General features: G+C 57.8%; 21 protein-coding genes and 1 pseudogene. 19 read left to right on the plus strand and 3 right to left on the minus strand.

The genetic code is table 11. The features are described from left to right. Positions 1–15: 15 nt before the first annotated feature. The 3 genes and pseudogenes from M0746_RS25595 to M0746_RS25605 all read right to left on the minus strand — a co-directional run bounded on the left by M0746_RS25595 (position 16) and on the right by M0746_RS25605 (position 4,022). Positions 16–2,452 (minus strand): annotated as a pseudogene (locus M0746_RS25595) (TonB-dependent siderophore receptor). 116 nt (positions 2,453–2,568) lie between these two features. Continuing rightward, positions 2,569–3,516, minus strand: coding sequence for a FecR domain-containing protein (locus M0746_RS25600; RefSeq protein ID WP_258451074.1), 948 nt, complete (start codon positions 3,514–3,516; stop codon positions 2,569–2,571). Then, complete coding sequence (locus M0746_RS25605; protein WP_208939141.1) at positions 3,516–4,022, minus strand: sigma-70 family RNA polymerase sigma factor; 507 nt, start codon at positions 4,020–4,022, stop codon at positions 3,516–3,518. The genes M0746_RS25600 and M0746_RS25605 overlap by 1 nt, the downstream gene beginning before the upstream one ends. Positions 4,023–4,595: 573 nt before the next feature. On the opposite strand from M0746_RS25605, the gene mnmG reads away from it, so the two are divergent. The 19 genes from mnmG to M0746_RS25700 all read left to right on the plus strand — a co-directional run bounded on the left by mnmG (position 4,596) and on the right by M0746_RS25700 (position 23,991). Next, on the plus strand, positions 4,596–6,494 hold the full coding sequence (mnmG, locus tag M0746_RS25610; protein WP_258451075.1) for a tRNA uridine-5-carboxymethylaminomethyl(34) synthesis enzyme MnmG: 1,899 nt from the start codon (positions 4,596–4,598) through the stop codon (positions 6,492–6,494). Continuing rightward, positions 6,491–7,135 carry a 16S rRNA (guanine(527)-N(7))-methyltransferase RsmG gene (rsmG, locus tag M0746_RS25615; RefSeq protein ID WP_258451076.1) on the plus strand — a complete coding sequence of 215 codons (645 nt, stop codon included), beginning with the start codon at positions 6,491–6,493 and terminating at the stop codon, positions 7,133–7,135. Before mnmG ends, rsmG begins: the two co-directional genes overlap by 4 nt. Positions 7,136–7,153: 18 nt before the next feature. After that, on the plus strand, positions 7,154–7,951 hold the full coding sequence (locus M0746_RS25620) for a ParA family protein (protein ID WP_203420125.1): 798 nt from the start codon (positions 7,154–7,156) through the stop codon (positions 7,949–7,951). Between the two features lie 9 nt (positions 7,952–7,960). Continuing rightward, on the plus strand, positions 7,961–8,833 hold the full coding sequence (locus tag M0746_RS25625; RefSeq protein WP_258451077.1) for a ParB/RepB/Spo0J family partition protein: 873 nt from the start codon (positions 7,961–7,963) through the stop codon (positions 8,831–8,833). A 148-nt stretch (positions 8,834–8,981) separates the two neighbouring features. Then, on the plus strand, positions 8,982–9,389 hold the full coding sequence (locus M0746_RS25630; RefSeq protein ID WP_090287824.1) for a F0F1 ATP synthase subunit I: 408 nt from the start codon (positions 8,982–8,984) through the stop codon (positions 9,387–9,389). Between the two features lie 16 nt (positions 9,390–9,405). Further along, positions 9,406–10,275 (plus strand): F0F1 ATP synthase subunit A, encoded by an 870-nt coding sequence (gene atpB, locus M0746_RS25635; protein WP_016772402.1) that lies wholly within the window; start codon positions 9,406–9,408, stop codon positions 10,273–10,275. A gap of 133 nt (positions 10,276–10,408) precedes the next feature. Continuing rightward, on the plus strand, positions 10,409–10,666 hold the full coding sequence (gene atpE, locus M0746_RS25640) for a F0F1 ATP synthase subunit C (protein ID WP_003097235.1): 258 nt from the start codon (positions 10,409–10,411) through the stop codon (positions 10,664–10,666). Positions 10,667–10,725: 59 nt separating this feature from the next. After that, positions 10,726–11,196: a F0F1 ATP synthase subunit B gene (locus M0746_RS25645; protein ID WP_016772403.1), complete on the plus strand. Its 471-nt coding sequence runs from the start codon at positions 10,726–10,728 to the stop codon at positions 11,194–11,196. Positions 11,197–11,208: 12 nt separating this feature from the next. Beyond that, the gene (locus M0746_RS25650) at positions 11,209–11,745 is read left to right on the plus strand and encodes a F0F1 ATP synthase subunit delta (protein WP_016772404.1); all 537 of its coding nucleotides are present in this window, start codon (positions 11,209–11,211) and stop codon (positions 11,743–11,745) included. 21 nt (positions 11,746–11,766) lie between these two features. Then, positions 11,767–13,311 carry a F0F1 ATP synthase subunit alpha gene (gene atpA / locus M0746_RS25655; RefSeq protein WP_016772405.1) on the plus strand — a complete coding sequence of 515 codons (1,545 nt, stop codon included), beginning with the start codon at positions 11,767–11,769 and terminating at the stop codon, positions 13,309–13,311. Between the two features lie 50 nt (positions 13,312–13,361). Next, positions 13,362–14,222, plus strand: a complete 861-nt coding sequence (atpG, locus tag M0746_RS25660; protein WP_007911960.1) for a F0F1 ATP synthase subunit gamma — start codon at positions 13,362–13,364, stop codon at positions 14,220–14,222. Between the two features lie 27 nt (positions 14,223–14,249). Further along, positions 14,250–15,629: a F0F1 ATP synthase subunit beta gene (gene atpD / locus M0746_RS25665; protein ID WP_090287822.1), complete on the plus strand. Its 1,380-nt coding sequence runs from the start codon at positions 14,250–14,252 to the stop codon at positions 15,627–15,629. Positions 15,630–15,674: 45 nt separating this feature from the next. After that, positions 15,675–16,100, plus strand: a complete 426-nt coding sequence (locus M0746_RS25670; RefSeq protein ID WP_016772407.1) for a F0F1 ATP synthase subunit epsilon — start codon at positions 15,675–15,677, stop codon at positions 16,098–16,100. Positions 16,101–16,216: 116 nt separating this feature from the next. After that, on the plus strand, positions 16,217–17,584 hold the full coding sequence (gene glmU, locus M0746_RS25675) for a bifunctional UDP-N-acetylglucosamine diphosphorylase/glucosamine-1-phosphate N-acetyltransferase GlmU (protein ID WP_258451078.1): 1,368 nt from the start codon (positions 16,217–16,219) through the stop codon (positions 17,582–17,584). Between the two features lie 207 nt (positions 17,585–17,791). Next, the gene (locus tag M0746_RS25680) at positions 17,792–18,568 is read left to right on the plus strand and encodes a DeoR/GlpR family DNA-binding transcription regulator (RefSeq protein WP_208939146.1); all 777 of its coding nucleotides are present in this window, start codon (positions 17,792–17,794) and stop codon (positions 18,566–18,568) included. Between the two features lie 2 nt (positions 18,569–18,570). After that, entirely contained in the window at positions 18,571–20,403 is a 1,833-nt protein-coding gene (glmS, locus tag M0746_RS25685) for a glutamine--fructose-6-phosphate transaminase (isomerizing) (RefSeq protein ID WP_258451079.1), read from the plus strand. 499 nt (positions 20,404–20,902) lie between these two features. Beyond that, entirely contained in the window at positions 20,903–21,574 is a 672-nt protein-coding gene (locus M0746_RS25690; RefSeq protein WP_258451080.1) for an isochorismatase family cysteine hydrolase, read from the plus strand. 17 nt (positions 21,575–21,591) lie between these two features. Further along, on the plus strand, positions 21,592–22,953 hold the full coding sequence (locus M0746_RS25695) for a purine-cytosine permease family protein (protein WP_258451526.1): 1,362 nt from the start codon (positions 21,592–21,594) through the stop codon (positions 22,951–22,953). Between the two features lie 111 nt (positions 22,954–23,064). Further along, entirely contained in the window at positions 23,065–23,991 is a 927-nt protein-coding gene (locus tag M0746_RS25700; protein WP_258451081.1) for a LysR family transcriptional regulator, read from the plus strand. Positions 23,992–24,088: the final 97 nt, after the last annotated feature.

The raw sequence follows: 24,088 nt of genomic DNA on the forward strand, positions 1-24,088 counted from the left end.
TCCACAGGCCTTCTTTTACCAGTTGTAAGACACCGTGCCGAGCAAAGTGCGGTCTTCACCCCAATAGCAGCGCCCTGCATCGTTGCAGCCTGATACATATTCCTTGTCGAACAGATTTTTTGCGTTCAGATCCACGCTCCAGTGGCTGTCGATCTGGTAACCGATCGCTGCATCGACCAGGGTGACCTCGCCGGCATCCAGCTTGCCGTAGAGAGACGGCGAGGTGTAAGCGAACGCACTGTCGAAGTAACGCACGCCGCCGCCCACGTACAGACCTTTCAGATCACCGTCGAGGAAGCGGTATTTGGCCCAGACCGACGCCTGATTGCGCGGCACGCCGGTCATCTGATGACCTTTGACCAGTGAGGTTGCTGCATCTTTGGTGATGCGCGCATCGGTGTAGGTATAAGCAGCCGTAACATTGAGGTTTTGGGTCAGATTGCTGTTGAGCTCCAGCTCGACCCCTTTGGAACGGCTTTCGCCCACCTGGCGATAGCTCGACGTCGTCGAGTCGAAGTAGGTGTCGTCTTTTTTGCGCAGGTCATACACCGAAGCGGTAAATGCGGTATCCCAGCCGATCGGCTCGTACTTCAGGCCCACTTCGTACTGGCTGCTGGTGATCGGATCAAGCGGTGTGCCGGCGTTGGAAATCTGCTGCACCGGCACGAACGAAGTGGAATAGCTGACATACGGCGTCATGCCGTTGTCGAACTGATACATCACGCCGCCCTGATAGGTGAACTTCTTGTCCTCGGAGTTGATGTTGCTCGATTGGGCCACTTTGTCGCGGAAATCACTGTCGACCCAGTCCTGCCGGCCACCGAGCAAAAACAGCCAATGGTCGTACTTGCTCTGGATCTGTGCATAAACGCCTTTCATCTGTTGCTCGAGCAAGGTGTTTTGCACCGCAATCGGCGTGGTCGGGTCGCGCCGATAAACCGGGTTATACACATCGATCGGCCCAACGATGCCGGCGTTCCAGTCCTGGCTGAACGAAGTTCGATCATAGCTGGCACCGAACAACACCGTGTTTTCCAGTCCACCGACCTCGAATTTGCCTTCCAACTGATTATCCAGCGAATAGACCATCGACTTGTTGAAGCGATCGTAAGCGGTCATGTTCAGCCGCGTGCCGAACCCGCCGTTATTGAGGTTGCCCGGCCAGGTTTCATGCCGAGTGATGCGTGACTGCATGTAGCGCGAGTTCTGCCGAAACTGCCACTCATCATTGAACGAGTGGCTGAACTCATAACCGGTGCTCCAGGTTTCCCGTTCGAAAGTATTCCAGTCCGGATCGCCGAGCATGGTGTCTTTGGATAACTGGCCGTTGGGATTGCTCAGCAGAGTCCCGGCCGCTGGCAAGCCGAGTTCCATGTTGGTGTGATCTTTCTGGTAATTGGCCAGCAGTGTCAGCGTATTGAAATCGTCGAAGTTCAGGGTCAGCGAAGGGGCGATGTAGATTCGGTCATCCGGGACGTGGTCTGTCTGGGTGTCGGATTTGCGTCCGAGCATCACCACGCGCCCGAGGATGTTGGTGCTGTCGTTGAGCGGCCCCGACACGTCGACGCCGATCTGCCGACGATTGTTCGAACCATAGCCCAGTTGCACTTCGCCCTGAGGCGCAGCGGTCGGACGTTTACTGACCAGATTGACCAGACCGCCGGGGGCGTTTTCGCCATACAGCAGCGACGACGGACCGCGGAACACTTCGACTCGCTCCAGTCCGTAAGGCTCAGTGCTGGTGTCATAGCGATTGCCCTGTACGCGTAGTCCATCGCGCAGAAGACCGTAGCCGTAGTCGGTGGCGTTGAATCCTCGGATGAAAAACAGATCGCCGGCCAGACTGTCACCCGCCGCAAACGGTGGGGCAAATATCCCGGGGACGTAGCCAAGTACTTCGGTGAGTGTCTGAGATTTCTGATCTTTCATGCGCTGGGCAGTTACGACAGACACGGAACGCGGCGTTTGCGACAGCGGCGTACTGGTTTTCGTACCGATCCGGCTGTTCTGCGCCTTGTAGCCGACGTCGGCGGCGTAATCCAGGTCCATCGGGTTGGCCAACTGAGCATTGATGTTGGTCGGGGCCAGTTCCAGCGAATCAGCCTTTGGCAGCGCTTGCAGAATGTAGCTGCCTGGCGCCTGCGGCGCGGCTTGCAGTCCTGAACCTTGCAATAGCTGGGCGAAACCCTGTTCGACGCTGAAATCGCCGTTCAGTCCGGCACTGGATAACTGGCTGGTCTGTTGCGGCGAGAACGACAGAATCACATTCGAGGCGGAGGCGAACTGGCTGAGGGCCTTATCCAGAGGGCCAGCGGCAATGGCATAACGCTGAGTGCTGCTCGCCGCGGCTGCGCCCAACGGGCATCACCAGACAAGACGCGGCGCTGGCCATCAATAGGCTGTAAGCGAGACAGTGGTAGGAGAAGCGCTGGCGATACGTAGGAAGACGCATGTGGATAAGCCCTGAAGGTGGCAACGAGCCGCGTTATAGCGATTACCTGTAGCGCCGGTTCAGGGCAAAAAAAGATAACCCCGGTGTCGATTTATTTTTCCCAGGTCTGGTATCGATCAAGCGCGATGGCTGAGCGAGACCCAGTAACGGGTGAAGTAACGCACGTTGATCGGCAACGAAGCCTGTAGATTGGCCAACACGGCGTCAGTGGAATCAAGCCGGAATGTGCCGGACACGCGAAGATTCCTGGCACCCGCGTCGCAATGCAGAACACCGCGACGATAACGTTGCAGCTCATCGACCACATCGCCCAGTCGCGCGTTGAGGACAATCAACTGGCCTTTGCTCCACGCCACTCGTGATGAGGCAAAGGGCTGAATGAGTCCGATATGCCGACGATCGAAATCTGCACCTTCGCCTGCCTGCAAGATTCTCGCAGCCGCTGAAACATCAGCGGGCTGGATGCCGACCCGGTCTTCGAGCACACCCACTCGGGTCGCGCCCGGTAACTGATGAACCGAAAAACGCGTGCCCAGCGCCTGTATTCGACCATCCTGGGTTTCGACAAAAAACGGCCGTGGATCGCCAAGCTTGCCGGTTTGAATCAGGATCTCGCCCGAGCGCAGGCGAATCAGCCGCTGCGTCGCGTCGAAAGCCACATCGATCGCAGTGTCGGTATTGAGCTGAATCTGGCTGCCGTCGGCCAATGTCAGGTTGCGACGCTGGCCGACTCCGGTTTTGTAGTCGGCCCAGACATTACTAAAGGATGTGTGTTGCTGAACACTCCAGCCGACGAACCCGGTCCCCGCAGCGAGCAGCAATAGCTTCAAAACCTGGCGTCGTTGTTCTCCGTTATTCAGGGCTCGACGTTTTAGATCCTGCGGCAGGGTGCCGAGGTGCCGCTGCAGTTGTTCCACTTGGTTCCATGCCGCCAGATGCGCAGGATCGCTATCTATCCACAGCTGCCAGGCCTTCTTTTCGGCCAGCGTTGGCGGCTCTGCCTGAAACTGCACATGCCAGGTGGCGGCCGCTTCGAAAACCTGGCGGTCGGGCGCGATGGCCATCAATGCAGCGCCATGATCAGGGCACATTCCGTCAGGGCGCGAATCATGTGCTTCTTCACCGTGGTCAGCGAAACCTTTAACTGCAGGGCGATCTGTTGATAAGTCAGGCCTTCAATCTGAGAAAGCATGAAGATTCGCCGCGTTCGCGCTCCGAGGTCAGCCAAGGCTTTATCCACAGCCATCAAGGTTTCGATGATCAGCGCTCGGTCTTCTTCACTGATTGCGCAGGCTTCAGGTCTGGTTGCGAGAGCCTGCAGATAGGCGGTCTCGATGGCGCTTCTTCTATAACGATCGATCACCAGGCCACGCGCAATGGTGGTCAGATAATCCCTGGGCTCGCGGATATGCGCAGCATTGCGGGCTGCCAGTATTCGTACAAAAGTGTCATGCGCGACATCGGCCGCATCGCAGGCATCATTTAATTTTCCCTTGAGCCAGCCGTAGAGCCACGAATGGTGTTGCTCGTAGATTTGCTCGATCGCAGCGGTATGGGCGAGTAGGGGCATGGGAGAAAGTGGCGAGTTAATGATAATGCCTATTATTAGCCTCCGTGACGTTCTCTCACAATAGCCCTTTCACTTCCTCCTCAATGATTGCACGGGCGTCACCGGTATCTCGGAAGCGCCTTTTTTTCGCGGCCTGCATCCCTCGTTTGGAGATTTTCTGTGGATTAAGCCCTGTGAATAACTGCCATTAAGGCCGGTTGATAACAGGGCCTCAAAACTGGATATAACCCCCTCTGTGGATAACCAACCCTTTCATCCACAGGCTTACAAGGCTTATCCAAGGCCCTCACTGGCACATGAGCACAGGGTTTTGAATCTCTGTACATCTCATAAATAAAGGCCTATAGCAATCTATCCACAGAAAGAAGGGTCAGTAAGAATAAACATAAAAACAAAGGTTTTATAAATTTCTCTCTTTTTTATTCTTTTAACCGCGAGTTCTCCACAGCTGGTTAAATTTTGTGCAAAGGGTTCTTTAGAAAGGGCGAAGTCCCTATACTTGTCGACCAGGTCCAGAAACCTGAGCTCAAACTATTTCCTGAATGACCTACTTAAGCAGGCACGAGGTGCGTGGTGGATTTCCCTTCCCGTTTTGAAGTGATCGTCATCGGCGGCGGTCATGCCGGTACCGAGGCAGCACTGGCCTCAGCACGTATGGGGGCAAAAACCCTGTTGCTGACGCATAACGTGGAAACCCTCGGTGCCATGAGTTGCAACCCGGCCATCGGTGGCATTGGCAAAAGCCATCTGGTCAAGGAAATCGACGCCCTCGGCGGCGCGATGGCCATGGCTACCGATTTGGGTGGTATCCAGTTTCGCGTATTGAACAGCCGCAAAGGCCCGGCGGTACGGGCGACCCGTGCGCAGGCCGACCGTATTCTGTACAAAGCGGCTGTCCGCGAAATCCTGGAAAATCAGCCGAACCTGTGGATATTTCAACAAGCGGCTGATGACCTGATCGTCGAGCAGGAACAGGTCCGTGGTGTTGTTACGCAAATGGGTCTGCGCTTCTTCGCCGATTCCGTGGTGCTGACCACCGGTACGTTCCTCGGCGGACTTATCCACATCGGTCTGCAGAATTTCTCGGGCGGTCGCGCCGGTGACCCGCCGTCGATCGCGCTGGCGCACCGTTTGCGTGAACTGCCTCTGCGTGTCGGCCGCTTGAAAACCGGCACCCCGCCGCGTATCGACGGCAAGTCTGTGGATTTCTCGGTGATGACCGAGCAGCCAGGCGATACGCCGATCCCGGTAATGTCGTTCATGGGCAACAAGGAACAGCATCCACGCCAGGTCAGTTGCTGGATTACCCACACCAACGCCCGCACCCACGAAATCATCGCGGCGAACCTTGATCGTTCGCCGATGTATTCCGCCGCCGGCGAAATCGAGGGCATCGGCCCCCGTTACTGCCCCTCGATCGAAGACAAGATCCATCGCTTTGCCGACAAGGAAAGCCATCAGGTGTTCATCGAACCGGAAGGTTTGACCACCCATGAGCTGTACCCGAACGGGATATCCACAAGCTTGCCGTTCGACGTGCAATTGCAGATCGTGCAATCGATCCGCGGCATGGAAAACGCGCACATCGTGCGTCCGGGTTATGCGATCGAGTACGACTACTTCGATCCTCGCGACCTCAAGTACAGTCTGGAAACCAAGGTGATTGGCGGTCTGTTCTTTGCCGGGCAGATCAACGGCACCACCGGTTACGAAGAAGCCGGTGCACAAGGTTTGCTGGCTGGAGCCAACGCCGCGCTGCGCGCCAAGGGCAAAGAAGCCTGGTGCCCGCGTCGCGATGAAGCGTATATCGGTGTGTTGGTCGATGACCTGATCACCCTGGGTACCCAGGAGCCGTACCGCATGTTCACGTCCCGCGCCGAGTATCGCCTGATCCTGCGTGAGGACAACGCCGACCTGCGTCTGACCGAAAAAGGCCGCGAACTCGGTCTGGTCGATGACGCGCGTTGGGCGGCGTTCTGCAAGAAGCGCGAAAGCATCGATCTGGAAGAACAGCGCCTGAAAAGCACCTGGGTACGCCCGAATACGCAACAGGGCGATGCGATTGCCGAGAAATTCGGCACGCCGCTGACTCACGAATACAACTTGCTCAACCTCTTGAGCCGCCCGGAAATCGACTACGCGGGTCTGGTCGAAGTGACCGGACAAGGCGCTGAAGACCCGCAGGTCGCCGAGCAGGTCGAAATCAGGACCAAGTACGCCGGTTACATCGATCGTCAACAGGATGAAATCGCTCGTTTGCGCGCCAGCGAAGACACGAAACTGCCTGTGGATATCGATTACACCAACATTTCCGGTCTCTCCAAGGAGATCCAGAGCAAGCTCGGCGCGACTCGTCCCGAGACGCTTGGCCAGGCTTCGCGGATCCCGGGCGTGACCCCGGCAGCCATTTCGCTGTTGATGATTCATTTGAAAAAACGCGGCGCGGGCCGTCAGTTGGAGCAAAGCGCTTGAGTTCTAAGGTCACTTCGCAGCACGCCGAAGAGTTATCCACAGGAGCCCGCGCGCTCGGTGTCAATCTCACTGAAACCCAGCACGAGTTGCTGCTGGGTTATCTGGCCCTGTTGATCAAGTGGAATCAGGCCTACAACCTGACCGCTGTGCGCGATCCGGACGAAATGGTTTCGCGTCACCTGCTCGATAGTCTGAGCGTGATGTCGTTCATTGAAAACGGCCGCTGGCTCGACGTTGGCAGCGGAGGCGGCATGCCGGGAATCCCGTTGGCGATCCTGTTTCCGGATTCGCAGGTGACCTGCCTGGACAGCAACGGCAAGAAAACCCGCTTCCTGACTCAGGTCAAACTCGAACTCAAACTGGATAACCTGCAAGTTATCCACAGTCGTGTAGAGGCGTTCCAGCCTGCGCAGCCATTCAACGGGATCATTTCCCGGGCATTCAGCAGCATGGAGAATTTCAGTAACTGGACGCGCCACCTGGGCGATGCCGATACACGCTGGCTGGCAATGAAGGGCGTTCATCCGGCCGATGAGCTGGTAGCATTGCCGGCAGACTTCAAACTCGATAGCGAACACGCCCTGGCCGTACCCGGTTGCCAAGGCCAACGCCATCTGCTGATACTGCGCCGCACGGCATGATTGGGAACACAAGCAAGAATGGCTAAGGTATTCGCGATAGCGAACCAGAAGGGTGGTGTGGGCAAGACCACCACCTGTATCAACCTCGCAGCATCGCTGGTCGCGACCAAGCGCCGGGTGCTGCTGATCGATCTCGATCCACAGGGCAACGCCACCATGGGTAGCGGTGTGGATAAGCACGGCCTGGAAAATTCGGTCTACGACCTGCTGATCGGTGAATGCGATCTGGGCCAGGCCATGCATTTTTCCGAACACGGCGGTTATCAGCTGCTGCCGGCCAACCGCGACCTGACGGCGGCCGAAGTGGTGCTGCTGGAAATGCAGATGAAGGAAAGCCGCCTGCGCAGCGCGCTGGCGCCGATCCGCGACAACTACGATTACATTCTGATCGACTGCCCGCCGTCGCTGTCGATGCTCACGCTGAACGCGCTGGTCGCCTCCGACGGGGTGATCATCCCCATGCAGTGCGAGTATTTCGCGCTCGAAGGCTTGAGCGACCTTGTGGATAACATCAAACGCATCGCTGAACTGCTGAATCCGAACCTGAAAGTCGAAGGTCTGTTGCGGACCATGTACGACCCGCGCCTGAGCCTGATGAACGATGTGTCGGCGCAGCTCAAGGAGCACTTCGGCGAGCAGCTTTACGACACGGTGATTCCGCGCAATATCCGTCTGGCCGAAGCGCCAAGCTACGGCATGCCGGCACTGGCCTACGACAAGCAATCGCGCGGCGCGCTGGCCTATCTGGCCCTGGCGGGCGAGATGGTTCGCCGTCAGCGCAAAAATTCACGCATCGCCGCTGCCCAGCCAACTTAAGGAAACCCCATGGCCGTCAAGAAACGAGGTCTCGGACGTGGACTGGATGCACTGCTGAGCGGTCCGACCGTCAGCGCCCTGGAAGAACAGGCCGCGCAGGCTGATACCCGGGAATTGCAGCATTTGCCGCTGGACCTGCTTCAGCGCGGCAAATACCAGCCGCGCCGGGACATGGATCCGCAGGCGCTGGAAGAACTGGCGTTGTCGATCAAGGCGCAAGGCGTGATGCAGCCGATCGTGGTGCGCCCGATTGGCGAGGGTCGCTTCGAGATCATTGCCGGTGAGCGTCGTTGGCGTGCCAGCCAGCAGGCCGGGCAGGAAACCATTCCGGCCATGGTTCGCGATGTGCCCGATGAAACCGCGATCGCCATTGCGTTGATCGAGAACATCCAGCGCGAAGACCTCAGCCCGATCGAAGAAGCCGTCGCTCTGCAGCGTTTGCAGCAGGAATTCCAGCTGACTCAACAGCAGGTGGCCGAGGCTGTGGGTAAGTCCCGCGTGACTGTGGCTAACCTGTTGCGGCTTATTGCACTGCCTGAAGTCATCAAGACCATGCTGTCTCATGGCGATCTGGAAATGGGTCATGCCCGCGCGTTGCTCGGTCTGCCGGACAATCAGCAGGTCGAAGGGGCGCGACATGTTGTCGCACGAGGGCTGACCGTGCGCCAAACCGAGGCACTGGTTCGCCAGTGGCTCAGTGGCAAACCGGAGCCTGTCGAAGCCGCCAGACCCGACCCGGACATCGCTCGCCTCGAGCAGCGACTGGCCGAGCGCCTAGGCTCTGCGGTGCAGATTCGCCACGGAAAGAAGGGCAAGGGCCAATTAGTGATTGGTTACAACTCTCTCGATGAGCTTCAAGGTGTGCTCGCACACATCCGCTGAAACATTTCCTCATGTAGCGCGCAGTCGGAAATCACTACCTGACAGTTGAATAGGGGCAGAACCGCCCCTATACTCTGCGCGCATTTTGTCGGCACAAATTATGCCAAGTTAGTGAATTCTGGCAGCCGACCATTGGAGAGCAAACGTGATGGAAACCCGCAAGCCAAACCGCCTGCCGTTCCATCGCCTGGCGGTTTTTCCGGTGCTGATGGCTCAATTTGTCGTTTTGCTGATTGCCGCTTTGGCGCTCTGGCAATGGCACGGAGTCGTTGCCGGATACTCGGGACTTTGCGGGGGCCTGATAGCCTTGCTGCCCAATGTTTATTTCGCTCACAGGGCATTTCGGTTTTCCGGCGCCCGAGCAGCCCAGTCCATCGTCCGGTCTTTTTATGCCGGCGAGGCAGGCAAACTGATTTTGACGGCAGTGCTGTTTGCACTGGTGTTCGCAGGTGTGAAGCCACTGGCGCCGATCGCAGTATTCGGCGTGTTCGTGCTGACGCAGTCGGTCAGCTGGTTCGCTCCCCTGCTGATGAGAACAAGACTTTCGAGACCTTAGGGCGTTTGAGGCAACCATGGCAGAAACAACCGCTTCGGGCTATATCCAGCACCACTTGCAGAACCTGACCTTCGGTCAGCTACCCAACGGCGGCTGGGGCTTTGCCCACACCGCAGCAGAGGCCAAGGAAATGGGCTTCTGGGCTTTCCACGTCGATACTCTCGGCTGGTCGGTCGCGCTGGGTCTGATCTTCGTGCTTCTTTTCCGCATGGCGGCAAAGAAAGCGACTTCGGGTCAGCCGGGTGCTTTGCAGAACTTCGTTGAAGTATTGGTCGAATTCGTCGATGGCAGCGTGAAAGACAGCTTCCATGGTCGTAGCCCGGTGATTGCACCGCTGGCACTGACCATCTTCGTCTGGGTGTTCCTGATGAACGCCGTCGACCTGGTACCGGTCGACTGGATTCCTCAACTGGCCATCCTGATCTCCGGCGATGCGCACATCCCGTTCCGCGCCGTGTCGACTACCGACCCGAACGCAACTCTGGGCATGGCGTTCTCGGTGTTCGCGCTGATCATTTTCTACAGCATCAAGGTCAAGGGCATCGGCGGCTTTATCGGCGAACTGACCCTGCACCCGTTCGGCAGCAAGAACATCTTCGTTCAAGCGCTGCTGATCCCGGTGAATTTCCTGCTGGAATTCGTGACCCTGATCGCCAAGCCGATCTCTCTGGCTCTGCGTCTGTTCGGCAACATGTATGCCGGCGAGCTGGTGTTCATTCTGATCGCTGTGATGTTCGGCAGCGGCCTGCTCTGGCTGAGCGGCCTGGGCGTTGTTCTGCAGTGGGCGTGGGCTGTGTTCCACATCCTGATCATCACGCTGCAGGCGTTCATCTTCATGATGCTGACCATCGTCTACCTGTCGATGGCGCACGAAGAAAACCATTAAGACCAGTCTCGACTAGTCTGATGTCCCTCCCGGTCAAACGGGAGGGGGCTCTTCACAGGGCACCTGAAACGATTTGTTTTACCGCTTTAATCTAAAAAACCTAAACCATACGACGTAAAAGTCGGGAGGAAAGATGGAAACTGTAGTTGGTCTAACCGCTATCGCTGTTGCACTGTTGATCGGCCTGGGCGCACTGGGTACCGCAATTGGTTTCGGCCTGCTGGGCGGCAAGTTCCTGGAAGGCGCAGCGCGTCAGCCAGAAATGGTTCCAATGCTGCAAGTTAAAATGTTCATCGTTGCCGGTCTGCTCGACGCCGTAACCATGATCGGTGTTGGTATCGCTCTGTTCTTCACCTTTGCGAACCCGTTCGTTGGTCAGATCGCTGGCTGATTACCCGGAGTCTTCCGAGTAATCTGGTGTGATGGACAACGTAACTGCGAGGTGTTGGCGTGAACATTAATGCGACCCTGATTGGCCAGTCCGTTGCGTTCCTGATTTTTGTACTGTTCTGCATGAAGTATGTATGGCCTCCGGTCATCGCTGCTCTGCACGAACGTCAAAAGAAGATCGCTGATGGTCTGGACGCTGCCAGCCGTGCAGCTCGCGACCTGGAGTTGGCCCAAGAAAAAGCGGGTCAGCAACTGCGCGAAGCGAAAGCTCAGGCAGCTGAAATCATCGAGCAAGCCAAGAAACGCGGTAACCAGATCGTCGAAGAGGCTGTTGAAAAAGCCCGTATCGACGCTGACCGTGTGAAGGTTCAGGCTCAAGCCGAGATCGAACAGGAACTGAACAGCGTCAAAGACAAGCTGCGTGCCCAAGTGGGCTTGCTGGCTGTTGGCGGCGCCGAGAAGATCCTGGGTGCCACAATCGATCAAAACGCGCACGCAGAGCTGGTTAACCAACTGGCTGCTGAAATCTAAGCGAGGGCGATCATGGCAGAACTGACCACGTTGGCCCGACCTTACGCTAAGGCGGCCTTCGAGCACGCTCAGGCCCACCAGCAACTGGCCAATTGGTCAGCCATGCTCGGCCTGGCAGCAGCGGTGTCGCAAGACGACACCCTGCAGCGCGTGCTCAAGGCCCCGCGACTGACGAGCGCAGAAAAGGCCGCCACGTTCATTGACGTGTGCGGCGACAAGTTTGATGAAAAAGCACGCAACTTCATCAACGTCGTTGCCGAAAACGACCGTCTCCTGCTTCTGCCGGAGATCGCCGCTCTGTTCGACCTGTACAAGGCCGAACAAGAGAAATCGGTAGACGTTGAAGTGACCAGTGCTTTCGCATTGAACCAAGAACAGCAAGACAAACTCGCCAAGGTTCTCAGTGCACGACTCAACCGGGAAGTGCGCCTGCAAGTTGCGGAGGACGCTGCCTTGATTGGTGGTGTCGTGATCCGCGCCGGCGACCTGGTTATCGATGGCTCGATTCGCGGCAAAATCGCGAAACTTGCCGAAGCATTGAAATCTTGAGTTTGAAGGGGCAGCAGAGCAATGCAGCAACTCAATCCTTCCGAAATAAGTGAAATTATCAAGGGCCGCATCGACAAGCTCGATGTGACCTCCCAAGCCCGTAACGAAGGCACTGTCGTCAGCGTATCTGACGGCATCGTGCGGATTCACGGTCTGGCCGACGTCATGTACGGCGAGATGATCGAGTTTCCGGGCGGCGTCTACGGTATGGCCCTCAACCTGGAGCAGGACTCCGTAGGTGCCGTGGTATTGGGCTCCTACCAGTCGCTGGCTGAAGGCATGAGCGCCAAGTGCACCGGCCGCATCCTCGAAGTTCCTGTTGGTAAGGAATTGCTGGGCCGCGTAGTCGATGCACTGGGTAACCCTGTTGACGGCAAAGGTCCACTGGGCAACACCGAGACCGACGCGGTCGAGAAAGTTGCTCCAGGCGTGATCTGGCGTAAGTCGGTAGACCAGCCTGTACAGACTGGCTACAAGGCTGTCGATGCCATGATCCCTGTCGGCCGTGGCCAGCGTGAGCTGATCATCGGTGACCGTCAGATCGGTAAAACCGCTCTGGCGATCGACGCGATCATCAACCAGAAAGACAGCGGCATTTTCTGCGTCTACGTAGCCATCGGTCAGAAGCAATCGACCATCGCCAACGTGGTTCGCAAGCTGGAAGAAAACGGCGCCCTGGCCAACACGATCATCGTGGCTGCCAGTGCTTCGGAATCTCCTGCGCTGCAGTTCCTGGCACCGTACTCCGGTTGCACCATGGGTGAATTCTTCCGCGACCGCGGTGAAGACGCGCTGATCGTTTATGACGATCTGTCCAAGCAGGCAGTGGCTTACCGCCAGATCTCCCTGCTGCTGCGCCGTCCACCAGGCCGTGAAGCTTACCCAGGCGACGTGTTCTATCTCCACTCCCGTCTGCTGGAGCGCGCATCCCGCGTTTCGGAAGAATACGTAGAGAAGTTCACCAACGGCGCAGTGACCGGCAAAACCGGTTCCCTGACCGCACTGCCGATCATCGAAACCCAGGCTGGCGACGTTTCCGCGTTCGTTCCGACCAACGTGATTTCCATCACCGACGGTCAGATCTTCCTGGAATCGGCCATGTTCAACTCGGGCATCCGCCCTGCAGTGAACGCCGGTGTTTCGGTATCCCGTGTGGGTGGTGCCGCTCAGACCAAGATCATCAAGAAGCTTTCCGGTGGTATCCGTACCGCTCTGGCTCAGTACCGTGAACTGGCGGCATTCGCCCAGTTCGCTTCTGACCTGGACGAAGCGACCCGCAAGCAACTTGAGCATGGTCAGCGCGTTACCGAGCTGATGAAGCAGAAGCAATACGCACCTATGTCGATCGCTGACATGGCGCTGTCGCTGTATGCCGCTGAGCGTGGGTTCCTGACTGACATTGAAATCGCCAAGGTCGGCAGCTTCGAACAAGCGCTGATTGCTTTCTTCAACCGCGATCACGCCGATTTGATGGCGAAGATCAACGTTAAAGGTGACTTCAATGACGAAATCGACGCTGGCATGAAAGCCGGTATCGAGAAGTTCAAGGCCACCCAAACCTGGTAAGCCGCAGCGGGAGCCGCGAGGCTCCCGCTTGCTAACCTGATAGGTGTTACATGGCAGGCGCAAAAGAGATTCGCAGTAAGATTGCGAGCATCAAAAGCACGCAAAAGATTACCAGCGCCATGGAAAAAGTGGCGGTCAGCAAAATGCGCAAGGCACAAATGCGCATGGCTGCTAGCCGTCCTTATGCGGAGCGTATCCGCCAGGTAATTGGGCATCTGGCCAACGCCAACCCGGAATACCGCCACCCGTTCATGATCGACCGCGAAATCAAGCGCGTCGGTTATGTCGTCGTGAGCAGTGACCGTGGTCTGTGCGGCGGCTTGAACACCAACCTGTTCAAGGCCCTGGTCAAGGACATGGCGGTAAACCGCGAAAACGGCGTCGAGATTGATCTGTGTGTCGTTGGTAGCAAGGGTGCGGCCTTTTTCCGCAACTTCGGCGGTAACGTCGTTGCAGCTATCAGCCACCTGGGTGAAGAGCCGTCGATCAATGATCTGATCGGCAGCGTCAAGGTGATGCTGGATGCCTACCTGGACGGCCGTATTGACCGCCTGTCCGTGGTGTCCAACAAGTTCATCAACACCATGACGCAACAGCCTACGGTGGAGCAGTTGATTCCACTGGTGGCTACCCCGGATCAGGATCTCAAGCACCACTGGGACTATCTCTACGAACCGGATGCCAAAGAGCTGCTTGACGGCTTGATGGTCCGTTACGTCGAGTCGCAGGTCTACCAGGCGGTGGTCGAGAACAACGCGGCTGAACAGGCTGCGCGGATGATCGCGATGAAGAACGCTACCGACAACGCCGGTGATTTGATCAGCGATTTGCAGCTGATCTACAACAAGGCGCGTCAGGCTGCGATCACCCAAGAGATCTCGGAAATCGTCGGCGGCGCTGCCGCGGTTTAACGGTTCAAATATTCAGAGGATCCAGCTATGAGTAGCGGACGTATCGTTCAAATCATCGGCGCCGTTATCGACGTGGAATTTCCACGCGACAGCGTACCGAGCATCTACAACGCGCTGACTGTACAAAGCGCGGCCGCAACCACTCTGGAAGTTCAGCAGCAGCTGGGCGACGGCGTGGTTCGTACCATTGCGATGGGTTCCACCGAGGGCTTGAAGCGCGGTCTGGAAGTCAGCGACTCTGGCGCAGCCATCTCCGTACCTGTCGGTAAAGCGACCCTGGGCCGGATCATGGACGTCCTCGGCAACCCGATCGACGAAGCTGGTCCGATCGATACCGAAGAGCGCTGGGGCATTCACCGTCCTGCGCCTTCCTTCGCGGAACAAGCGGGCGGCAACGACCTGCTGGAAACCGGCATCAAGGTTATCGACCTGGTTTGCCCGTTCGCCAAGGGCGGTAAAGTCGGTCTGTTCGGTGGTGCCGGTGTAGGCAAAACCGTAAACATGATGGAACTGATCCGTAACATCGCCATCGAGCACAGCGGTTATTCCGTGTTCGCCGGTGTGGGTGAGCGTACTCGTGAGGGTAACGACTTCTACCACGAGATGAAGGACTCCAACGTTCTGGACAAAGTGGCACTGGTTTACGGTCAGATGAACGAGCCGCCGGGAAACCGTCTGCGCGTAGCCTTGACCGGCCTGACCATGGCCGAGAAGTTCCGTGACGAAGGTAACGACGTTCTGCTGTTCGTCGACAACATCTATCGTTACACCCTGGCCGGTACTGAAGTATCCGCACTGCTGGGCCGTATGCCTTCGGCAGTAGGTTACCAGCCGACCCTGGCTGAAGAGATGGGCGTTCTGCAGGAACGTATCACTTCGACCAAGGAAGGTTCGATCACCTCGATCCAGGCGGTATACGTACCAGCGGACGACTTGACCGACCCGTCGCCAGCGACCACCTTCGCCCACCTGGACGCCACCGTCGTTCTGTCCCGTGACATCGCTTCCCTGGGTATCTACCCAGCGGTAGATCCACTGGATTCGACTTCGCGCCAGCTGGACCCGAACGTGATCGGCCAGGACCACTACGACACCGCTCGCGGCGTTCAGTACGTTCTGCAACGTTACAAAGAGCTGAAGGACATCATCGCGATCCTGGGTATGGACGAGCTTTCGGAAGCCGACAAGCAGTTGGTTAACCGTGCTCGTAAGATCCAGCGCTTCTTGTCGCAGCCGTTCTTCGTGGCTGAAGTCTTCACCGGTGCTTCGGGTAAATACGTTTCCCTGAAAGACACCATTGCTGGCTTCAAAGGCATCCTCAACGGTGACTACGACCACCTGCCAGAACAAGCGTTCTACATGGTTGGCGGCATCGAAGAAGCGATCGAGAAAGCCAAGAAACTGTAATCCCGGCGCCCGGCAACGGGCGCTAATTTAGGTTGAGGCAATCAGATGGCTATGACAGTCCATTGCGATATCGTCAGCGCGGAAGGGGAAATCTTTTCCGGCCTGGTCGAGATGGTGATTGCGCACGGTGCACTGGGTGATCTTGGTATCGCTCTGGGTCACGCGCCGCTGATCACTAATCTCAAGCCGGGTCCGATCCGCCTGATCAAGCAAGGCGGGGAAGCCGAGGTGTTCTACATCTCCGGTGGTTTCCTCGAGGTTCAGCCGAACATGGTCAAGGTGCTTGCCGATACTGTGCAACGTGCCGCCGACCTGGATGAAGCTCAGGCTCAGGCAGCTCTCAAGGCTGCCGAGAATGCCCTGAACGAAAAAGGCGCGGACTTCGATTACGGCGCCGCTGCCACACGTCTGGCCGAGGCTGCAGCCCAGCTGCGCACCGTCCAGCAGATCCGCAAGAAGTTTGGCGGTTAATCCGTCATCCGCTTGTTGTGCGATTGATAAAAAAGGGTAGCCTCGGCTACCCTTTTTTCCTTTCCGAATTTCAAACCCGGTCGCAGTTGCTGACCACCCAGGATTGGTAGCCAGTCATGTCTCTCGAAATCGTTATCCTCGCGGCCGGTCAAGGCACTCGCATGCGTTCGGCGCTGCCCAAGGTGCTGCACCCGATTGCCGGCGACTCCATGCTCGGCCATGTTATCCACAGCGCTCGGCAACTTGATCCACAACGCATTCACGTGGTGATCGGTCACGGTGCCGATGTGGTGCGTGAGCGGCTGGCGGCCGAGGATCTGAATTTCGTCCTGCAGGACAAGCAGCTCGGTACCGGCCACGCCACAGCGCAAGCGGTGCCGTTCATTACTGCCGACACGGTGCTGATTCTTTATGGCGATGTGCCTCTGATCGAAGTCGAGACCCTGCAGCGTTTGCTCAAGCATGTCGTCCCGGGCCAGATGGGCTTGCTCACCGTCGAACTCGACGACCCGACCGGTTATGGCCGCATCGTGCGTGATGCTGACGGCAAGGTTGCCGCGATCGTTGAGCATAAAGACGCCAGCGAAGCCCAACGCGCGATTACCGAAGGCAACACCGGCATTCTCGCCGTGCCGGCCAATCGTCTCGCGGACTGGATGAGTCGTTTGTCGAACAACAACGCCCAAGGCGAGTACTACCTGACCGACGTGATCGAAATGGCGGTCAGCGATGGTCTGGTAGTGGCCACCGAACAACCGCATGACCCGATGGAAGTGCAGGGCGCCAACGATCGCAAGCAACTCTCCGAACTCGAACGCCACTACCAGCTGCGCGCCGGTCGTCGTTTGATGGCGCAAGGCGTGACCCTGCGCGATCCGGCACGTTTCGATGTGCGGGGTGAAGTCACCGTCGGTCGTGACGTGCTGATCGACATCAACGTGATTCTCGAAGGCAATGTGGTGATCGAAGATGACGTGGTCATCGGTCCGAATTGCGTCATCAAGGACAGTACCCTGCGCAAAGGCGTGGTGATCAAAGCCAACAGCCACATCGAAGGCGCGGTTCTCGGCGAAGGCAGCGATGCCGGCCCGTTCGCGCGTCTGCGTCCTGGCACTGTGCTCGAAGCGCGCGCGCATGTGGGTAACTTCGTCGAGCTGAAAAATGCCCATATGGGTGAGGGCGCCAAGGTTGGCCACCTGACTTATCTGGGCGATGCCGAAGTTGGCGCGCGCACGAACATCGGCGCCGGCACCATCACCTGCAACTACGACGGCGCCAACAAGTGGAAAACCGTGTTGGGTGCGGATGTGTTCATCGGCTCCAACAATTCGCTGGTTGCGCCTGTGGATATCTCCGACGGTGCAACCACAGCAGCCGGTTCGACGATCACGCAGAATGTGGATAACGCGCAGTTGGCCGTAGGTCGGGCGCGACAGAAAAACATCGACGGCTGGAAGCGGCCGGAGAAGATCAAGAAATCCTGAGTTATCCACAGTCCTCGTGTGGGAGCGAGCCCGCTCGCGAAAGCGTTTGATCAGGTGTAGCAATTAGCCTGAGTAACCCCTTCGCGAGCAGGCTCGCTCCCATACGAATCGCGTCATTTTCTGAATTTTTCTCGCTACAGCTTGACGGCATTGTTTCGATAGGTTTTGATTGCTTACGTTATCTTTCGAATCGAAACATAAGCCGCCATGTCGAAACGCAACACGCCTCAGCGACGCCACAACATCCTCGCCTTGCTCACTGAGCGGGGCGAAGTCAGTGTGGATGAACTGGCCAAGCGCTTCGAAACCTCCGAGGTTACGATTCGCAAGGATCTGGCTGCGCTCGAAAGTCACGGTCTGTTGCTGCGCCGTTACGGCGGAGCGATCAGCATGCCGCAGGAACTGGTCGCAGAAACTGCGCAGAGCGTCTCCAGATACAAACAGGCGATTGCTCGCGCTGCGGTGAAACGCATCCGCGAACATGCGCGGATCATTATCGACAGCGGCAGTACCACCGCCGCCATGATTCCCGAACTCGGCCAGCAGCCGGGGCTGGTGGTGATGACCAACTCCCTGCACGTCGCCAACGCCTTGAGCGAACTCGAACACGAGCCTGTATTGCTGATGACCGGCGGCACCTGGGATCCGCATTCGGAATCCTTCCAGGGTCAGGTCGCCGAGCAGGTACTACGCTCCTACGACTTCGATCAATTGTTCATTGGCGCCGATGGCATCGATCTGGTGCGCGGGACGACCACCTTCAACGAACTGCTCGGCCTGAGCCGGGTGATGGCTGAAGTGGCACGCGAAGTTATCGTTATGGTTGAGGCCGACAAGATCGGCCGCAAGATTCCTAACCTGGAGCTGCCGTGGAGCAGCGTCCATACCCTCATTACCGACGATCGCCTGCCCGATGAGGCCCGCGATCACCTTCAGGCCCGCGGTATCACCGTGATTATTGCGGCTGTCAGTCAGGAGAAATAAACATGTGTGGAATTGTCGGCGCAGTGGCTGAACGTAATATCACCGCCATCTTGCTCGAAGGCCTCAAGCGCCTCGAGTATCGCGGCTATGACAGCGCGGGTGTAGCGGTGTACACCAACGAGGCCACCCTCGAGCGCGTGCGCCGGCCGGGCAAGGTCAGCGAGCTCGAAGCGGCGCTGGCCGAACAGCCTCTGGCTGGGCGTCTGGGCATCGCTCATACCCGTTGGGCCACTCACGGCGCGCCGTGCGAACGCAACGCCCACCCGCATTTCTCCGGTGACATTGCGGTGGTGCACAACGGCATCATCGAAAACCACGAAGCCCTGCGCGAACAACTGAAAGCGCTCGGTTATGTGTTCACTTCCGACACCGACACCGAAGTCATCGCCCACCTGCTCACCGAAAAGCTCAAGCAGCAGCCGGATTTGAGCGCTGCGCTCAAAGCCACCGTCAAGGAACTGCACGGCGCTTACGGTCTGGCCGTGATTAATGCGCAGCAACCGGATCGTCTGGTCGCTGCGCGCAGTGGCAGTCCGTTGGTGATCGGCTTGGGTCTGGGCGAGAACTTCCTCGCCTCCGATCAACTGGCGTTGCGTCAGGTCACCGACCGCTTCATGTACCTGGAAGAGGGCGATATCGCCGAAATTCAGCGCGACAGCGTGCAGATCTGGGACATCGACGGTAACGCCGTCGAGCGCCAGACCGTGCAGTACACCGACGGTGCCGAAGCCGCCGACAAAGGCGAGTTTCGCCATTACATGCTCAAGGAAATTCACGAGCAGCCAACGGTGGTGCAGCGCACCCTCGAAGGCCGCCTGAGCAACGACCAGGTATTGGTGCAAGCGTTCGGGCCGCAGGCCGCCGAGCTGTTTGCCAAAGTGCGCAATGTGCAGATCGTCGCCTGCGGTACCAGTTATCACGCTGGCATGGTCGCCCGTTACTGGCTCGAAGAACTGGCCGGCATCCCGTGCCAGGTCGAAGTCGCCAGCGAATTCCGTTATCGCAAGGTGGTGGTACAGGCCGACACGCTGTTCGTCACCATCTCCCAATCAGGCGAAACCGCTGACACCCTCGCCGCACTGCGCAACGCCAAAGAGCTGGGCTTTCTCGCCAGCCTGGCGATCTGCAACGTTGGCATCAGCTCGCTGGTGCGCGAATCCGACCTGACCTTGCTGACCCAGGCCGGCCGCGAAATCGGCGTCGCCTCGACCAAAGCCTTCACCACGCAACTGGTCGGCCTGCTGCTGCTGACCCTGTCGCTGGGCCAGGTTCGCGGGACGTTGGCCAAAGGCGTTGAAGCCACGCTGGTCGAAGAACTGCGTCGCCTGCCAACCCGCCTGGGCGAAGCCTTGGCGATGGACAGCACCGTCGAAAAAATCGCCGAGCTGTTCGCCGAAAAGAACCACACCTTGTTCCTCGGTCGTGGTGCGCAATTCCCGGTGGCGATGGAAGGTGCCTTGAAACTCAAGGAAATCTCCTACATCCACGCCGAAGCCTACCCGGCCGGCGAGCTCAAACACGGCCCGCTGGCACTGGTGGATAACGACATGCCGGTGGTCACCGTTGCGCCGAACAACGAACTGCTGGAAAAGCTCAAATCCAACCTGCAGGAAGTCCGCGCCCGTGGCGGTGAACTGATCGTCTTCGCCGACGAAAAAGCCGCAATGACCAATGGCGAAGGCACCCATGTGGTGCAAATGCCGCACATCCACGACATCCTCTCGCCGATCCTTTACACGATCCCGCTGCAGTTGCTGTCTTACTACGTCGCGGTGCTCAAAGGCACGGATGTGGATCAGCCGCGCAATCTGGCGAAGTCGGTGACGGTGGAATAACACGCACGTTTGGCACGACGGGTAGCACGTCGTACGCCGTAGACGTTACTGCTGGTATCACCATATTACGGTATACCACAATGACGTCTTTTACATTCAGTTTGTCTGTGACTGAAAGCCCCTTTCCAGAGGGGGTTAGCGGTTGGCTTGGAATTTGCTGGCAAGGGATAACGTCTCTAAGAGTACCTTGCGATGATCACCTTCCCGTCAGCCTTGGCTAATGCACACAACAGGCGTGCCTGTTCTGTCAGGGCGTTGCCAAGCGACGCGATGAAAGGTTATCTGCGCCGAACCCCCGCACGGTCACAGGTCGAGCTCAAACGCATGCCCGCGTGCGTGGCCGCCAAGCAGAACGGCTTCTGGCAGCCCGTCATCTGATCCCTCCTGGCGAGCATCCGCCTCGCTTCCCCCAGCGCCTTATCAAAGGCCGCTGAACTCTTTGATACCTCCACGGTGAGCACATTGGCCCACCGGGGGTAGTTGCAGCCGGAAAAAACCGATGAGCAAAGATACCGCCTTACTGATTATCGACCTGCAAAAGGAAGATTGCTTCGCACTTGAGCGTTTTGACCACGTCGTCGAGAACGCGGCCGCATTGACAGACCTCGCACGAACATTGGGAATTTCGCTGTTTTACACCCGCCACATCAATGAAGCCCATGGGGCGGACTTGATGCTTGGCGAGCCAGTGGACAACTCAGGCCAACCCACCTCGTACCTCGACGGCACTCGCGCGATCGAGATTCTCGATGCGCTTGCCCCGTGTGAGGGTGACATCGTGCTCGACAAGTATCGCTATAGCGCGTTTCACGGAACCCGTCTGGCGCAAATGCTCAAGCGCAGGAATATCAAAAACCTGATCGTGATCGGTGTCTTGACTGACGTGTGCGTGATGACCAGCGTGTTCGATGCCTACCAACACGACTTCAACATCACCATCGTCAGTGACGCCTGCACGGCCACGACCCTGGCGGCGCACTATTCTGCGTTGTTCATTCTCTCCAATTGGGTATACGGCCTGAAAATCGTAACCACAGCGCAGTTGCTCAAGCGTTGGCGGGGTCAGCCAGCGACCTGCCTGGTGACTGAAAAACCCGACCACCTTGCCTTCCAGCCCGAAGCGTTTGTCGAGGCCATTCAGCGCCTTGAAAACAGCCTAGATGAACGTTGATTGGAGCGATGACCATCATGAAAGTTGAAAACAGAAGCATCGATTTCGTTCCCGAAGACGAGCGCTACGGTAAGCCTCGTTCCTTGTTCTTTGTATGGTTCGGCGCGAACGCTAACATCACGACCATCGCAGCCGGTGTATTGCCGGTCAGTCTGGGGCTCAATCTGTTCTGGAGTGTGGTTTCCATCCTGCTCGGATCGCTGATCGGTGCGATCTTCATGGCTTCGCATTCCGCTCAAGGGCCAAGGCTCGGTATTCCGCAGATGATTCAAAGCCGGGCGCAGTTTGGTGTGTTCGGGGCGATTGTTCCATTGCTGTTCGTCATGCTGATCTACCTCGGTTTTTTTGTCAGCAACACGCTGCTGGCCGCCCAGGCCATCGCCAAGGCCAGCCCGTTGAGCAATGGCACCAATATCGTGCTGCTCGGCGTCGTGTGCTTTCTGGTAGCGCTGTTCGGGTACCAACTGATTCATCGCTTCCAGAAACTCCTGTCAATGGTCTCGATTGTTGTCTTCAGTATCGCGAGCTACTTCGCCCTGACGATGTCGATCGAACCCGGGCAATGGACGACTCAGGGATTTGGCTGGGTAAGCTTTCTGGCTTGCGTGAGCATTTCAGTCACCTGGCAGTTGTCCTATGCGCCGTATGTGGCTGACTATTCACGCTACTTGCCCACCGAAACGTCGAGTCGCCAAGTCTTCTGGTACAGCTACCTGGGGACTGTGGTTGGTGGAAGCTGGATGATGATCCTCGGGGCGGTACTGGCCAAAGGCATGTCCGGGTTCGCTGACAATGTCGGTCTGAATCTGGTCACCGTGCTTGGCGGCGGCACCTTGCTGACGTTTGCGTTTGTGCTCTACGGCCAGGTAGCCATTAACGTCTTCAACCTCTACGGCGCGTTCATGTCGACGGTGACGGTGATTGAACCTTATGCGGCCATGAAGGTGACGCCGCGTGTAAGGGCTGGCTTTATGCTGGTCATCTGCGCAACCGCAACAGGCTTATGTACGCTGGCCCAGGATGATTTTTTGCAGTTTTTTCTCAACTTCATTTTCTTCATGAGCTACTTCCTTATTCCCTGGACAGCGATCAACCTGGTGGACTACTACGTGCTGCGTAAAGGGGTTTATCGGATTGCGGATATCTTTGATCCGAATGGGATTTACGGAAGAGTCAACTGGATAGCCGTCAGCATTTTCATTGTGACGATCATCCTTGAAATCCCGTTCATGAGTACCACGCTCTATGTCGGCCCGATAGCTACAAAACTGGGCGGCGTCGATCTGGCGTGGGCTGTCGGCCTGATTTTCCCTGCGATCGCCTACTGCACACTGATGCGTCGACGGCAGACGGTAGTTTCAGCGTCGGCGAAAGCCTGAGTAACGGGCTGTTTGCCGCGAACGCTCTTATCGTGTAATCCAGCACAAGGAAATCGCAGCTTCGGCTGCGATTTTGCCAGGTGACTTCCGATATCCGAACCGGGGAATCCCATGGACCGCTTTCAGGAAATGTACATCTTCACCACCATCGCCCAAGAGCAAGGCTTCTCGGCCGCTGCGCGGCGGCTGGGGTTGTCGGCGGCGAGTGTGACGCGGGCGGTGGCGGCGCTGGAACTGCGGATCGGTACGCAGTTGCTGGTGCGCACCACGCGCAGCGTGCATCTGACCGAAGCCGGTCAGCGTTATCTGGAGGACTGTCGGCGGATTCTGCTGGAGGTGCAGGAGGCTGAGGATTCGGCGGCGGGCAGTCATGCGCAGCCGCGCGGGCAATTGACGGTGACGGCGCCGGTGCTGTTCGGCGAGCTGTTCGTGACGCCGCTGATGGCGGCCTATCTGGCGCAGTATCCGGACGTTACCATCAATGCGCTGCTGCTCGATCGGGTGGTGAGCATGGTCGAGGAGGGCATTGATGTGGCGGTGCGCATCGGTGAACTGCCGGACAGCAGTCAGCACGCGATCCGCGTCGGTGAGGTGCGACGGGTGGTGTGTGGTTCGCCGCAATACCTGGCGCAGCATGGCCGGCCGCAACATCCGCAGGCGCTGTGCGAAATGCCGGTGGTCGCAACGTCCGCGGTCGGGCAGTTGCGCAACTGGCCGTTTCTGGAACACGGCGAGCCGTTGTTCGTGCGCCCCGAGCCGCGATTGGTGGTGACCGCCAATCAGGCGGCGATCACAGCGGCCTGTCTCGGGCTGGGACTGACGCGAGTGTTGTCGTATCAAGTGGCTAGCAAGGTTGCGGCCGGTGAACTGGAGATCGTCCTCGCCGACTTCGAGTTGCCCGCATTACCCATTCACGTTGTGTATCAGGGCGGGCGCAAGGCAGCGGCGCGGGTGCGCAGCTTTGTCGATTTCACCGTGCAGGCCTTGCGCGAGCATCCGTCCCTGCAGAACGCAGCGTTATTGCAGCCAGTGAAATAATTGATTGCGGTTGCTGGTTATTCTGTTGTTTTGCCGATCCGTGGAAGATCGCTGCCATCGGTGACGTCAATTCGGGCGACACCCTCACCCAGCGGAG

Source organism: Pseudomonas sp. S11P7, from assembly GCF_023195435.1.
Lineage (GTDB): Bacteria > Pseudomonadota > Gammaproteobacteria > Pseudomonadales > Pseudomonadaceae > Aquipseudomonas > Aquipseudomonas fluorescens_G.

Coding starts and splice junctions, on each gene's coding strand:
- M0746_RS25600 (WP_258451074.1), bottom strand. CDS start 3,516: ATGGCCATCGCGCCCGACCGCCAGGTTTTCGAAGCGGCCGCCACCTGG.
- M0746_RS25605 (WP_208939141.1), bottom strand. CDS start 4,022: ATGCCCCTACTCGCCCATACCGCTGCGATCGAGCAAATCTACGAGCAA.
- M0746_RS25620 (WP_203420125.1), top strand. CDS start 7,154: ATGGCTAAGGTATTCGCGATAGCGAACCAGAAGGGTGGTGTGGGCAAG.
- M0746_RS25625 (WP_258451077.1), top strand. CDS start 7,961: ATGGCCGTCAAGAAACGAGGTCTCGGACGTGGACTGGATGCACTGCTG.
- M0746_RS25630 (WP_090287824.1), top strand. CDS start 8,982: ATGGAAACCCGCAAGCCAAACCGCCTGCCGTTCCATCGCCTGGCGGTT.
- atpB (WP_016772402.1), top strand. CDS start 9,406: ATGGCAGAAACAACCGCTTCGGGCTATATCCAGCACCACTTGCAGAAC.
- atpE (WP_003097235.1), top strand. CDS start 10,409: ATGGAAACTGTAGTTGGTCTAACCGCTATCGCTGTTGCACTGTTGATC.
- M0746_RS25650 (WP_016772404.1), top strand. CDS start 11,209: ATGGCAGAACTGACCACGTTGGCCCGACCTTACGCTAAGGCGGCCTTC.
- atpA (WP_016772405.1), top strand. CDS start 11,767: ATGCAGCAACTCAATCCTTCCGAAATAAGTGAAATTATCAAGGGCCGC.
- atpG (WP_007911960.1), top strand. CDS start 13,362: ATGGCAGGCGCAAAAGAGATTCGCAGTAAGATTGCGAGCATCAAAAGC.
- atpD (WP_090287822.1), top strand. CDS start 14,250: ATGAGTAGCGGACGTATCGTTCAAATCATCGGCGCCGTTATCGACGTG.
- M0746_RS25670 (WP_016772407.1), top strand. CDS start 15,675: ATGGCTATGACAGTCCATTGCGATATCGTCAGCGCGGAAGGGGAAATC.
- glmU (WP_258451078.1), top strand. CDS start 16,217: ATGTCTCTCGAAATCGTTATCCTCGCGGCCGGTCAAGGCACTCGCATG.
- M0746_RS25680 (WP_208939146.1), top strand. CDS start 17,792: ATGTCGAAACGCAACACGCCTCAGCGACGCCACAACATCCTCGCCTTG.
- glmS (WP_258451079.1), top strand. CDS start 18,571: ATGTGTGGAATTGTCGGCGCAGTGGCTGAACGTAATATCACCGCCATC.
- M0746_RS25690 (WP_258451080.1), top strand. CDS start 20,903: ATGAGCAAAGATACCGCCTTACTGATTATCGACCTGCAAAAGGAAGAT.
- M0746_RS25695 (WP_258451526.1), top strand. CDS start 21,592: ATGAAAGTTGAAAACAGAAGCATCGATTTCGTTCCCGAAGACGAGCGC.
- M0746_RS25700 (WP_258451081.1), top strand. CDS start 23,065: ATGGACCGCTTTCAGGAAATGTACATCTTCACCACCATCGCCCAAGAG.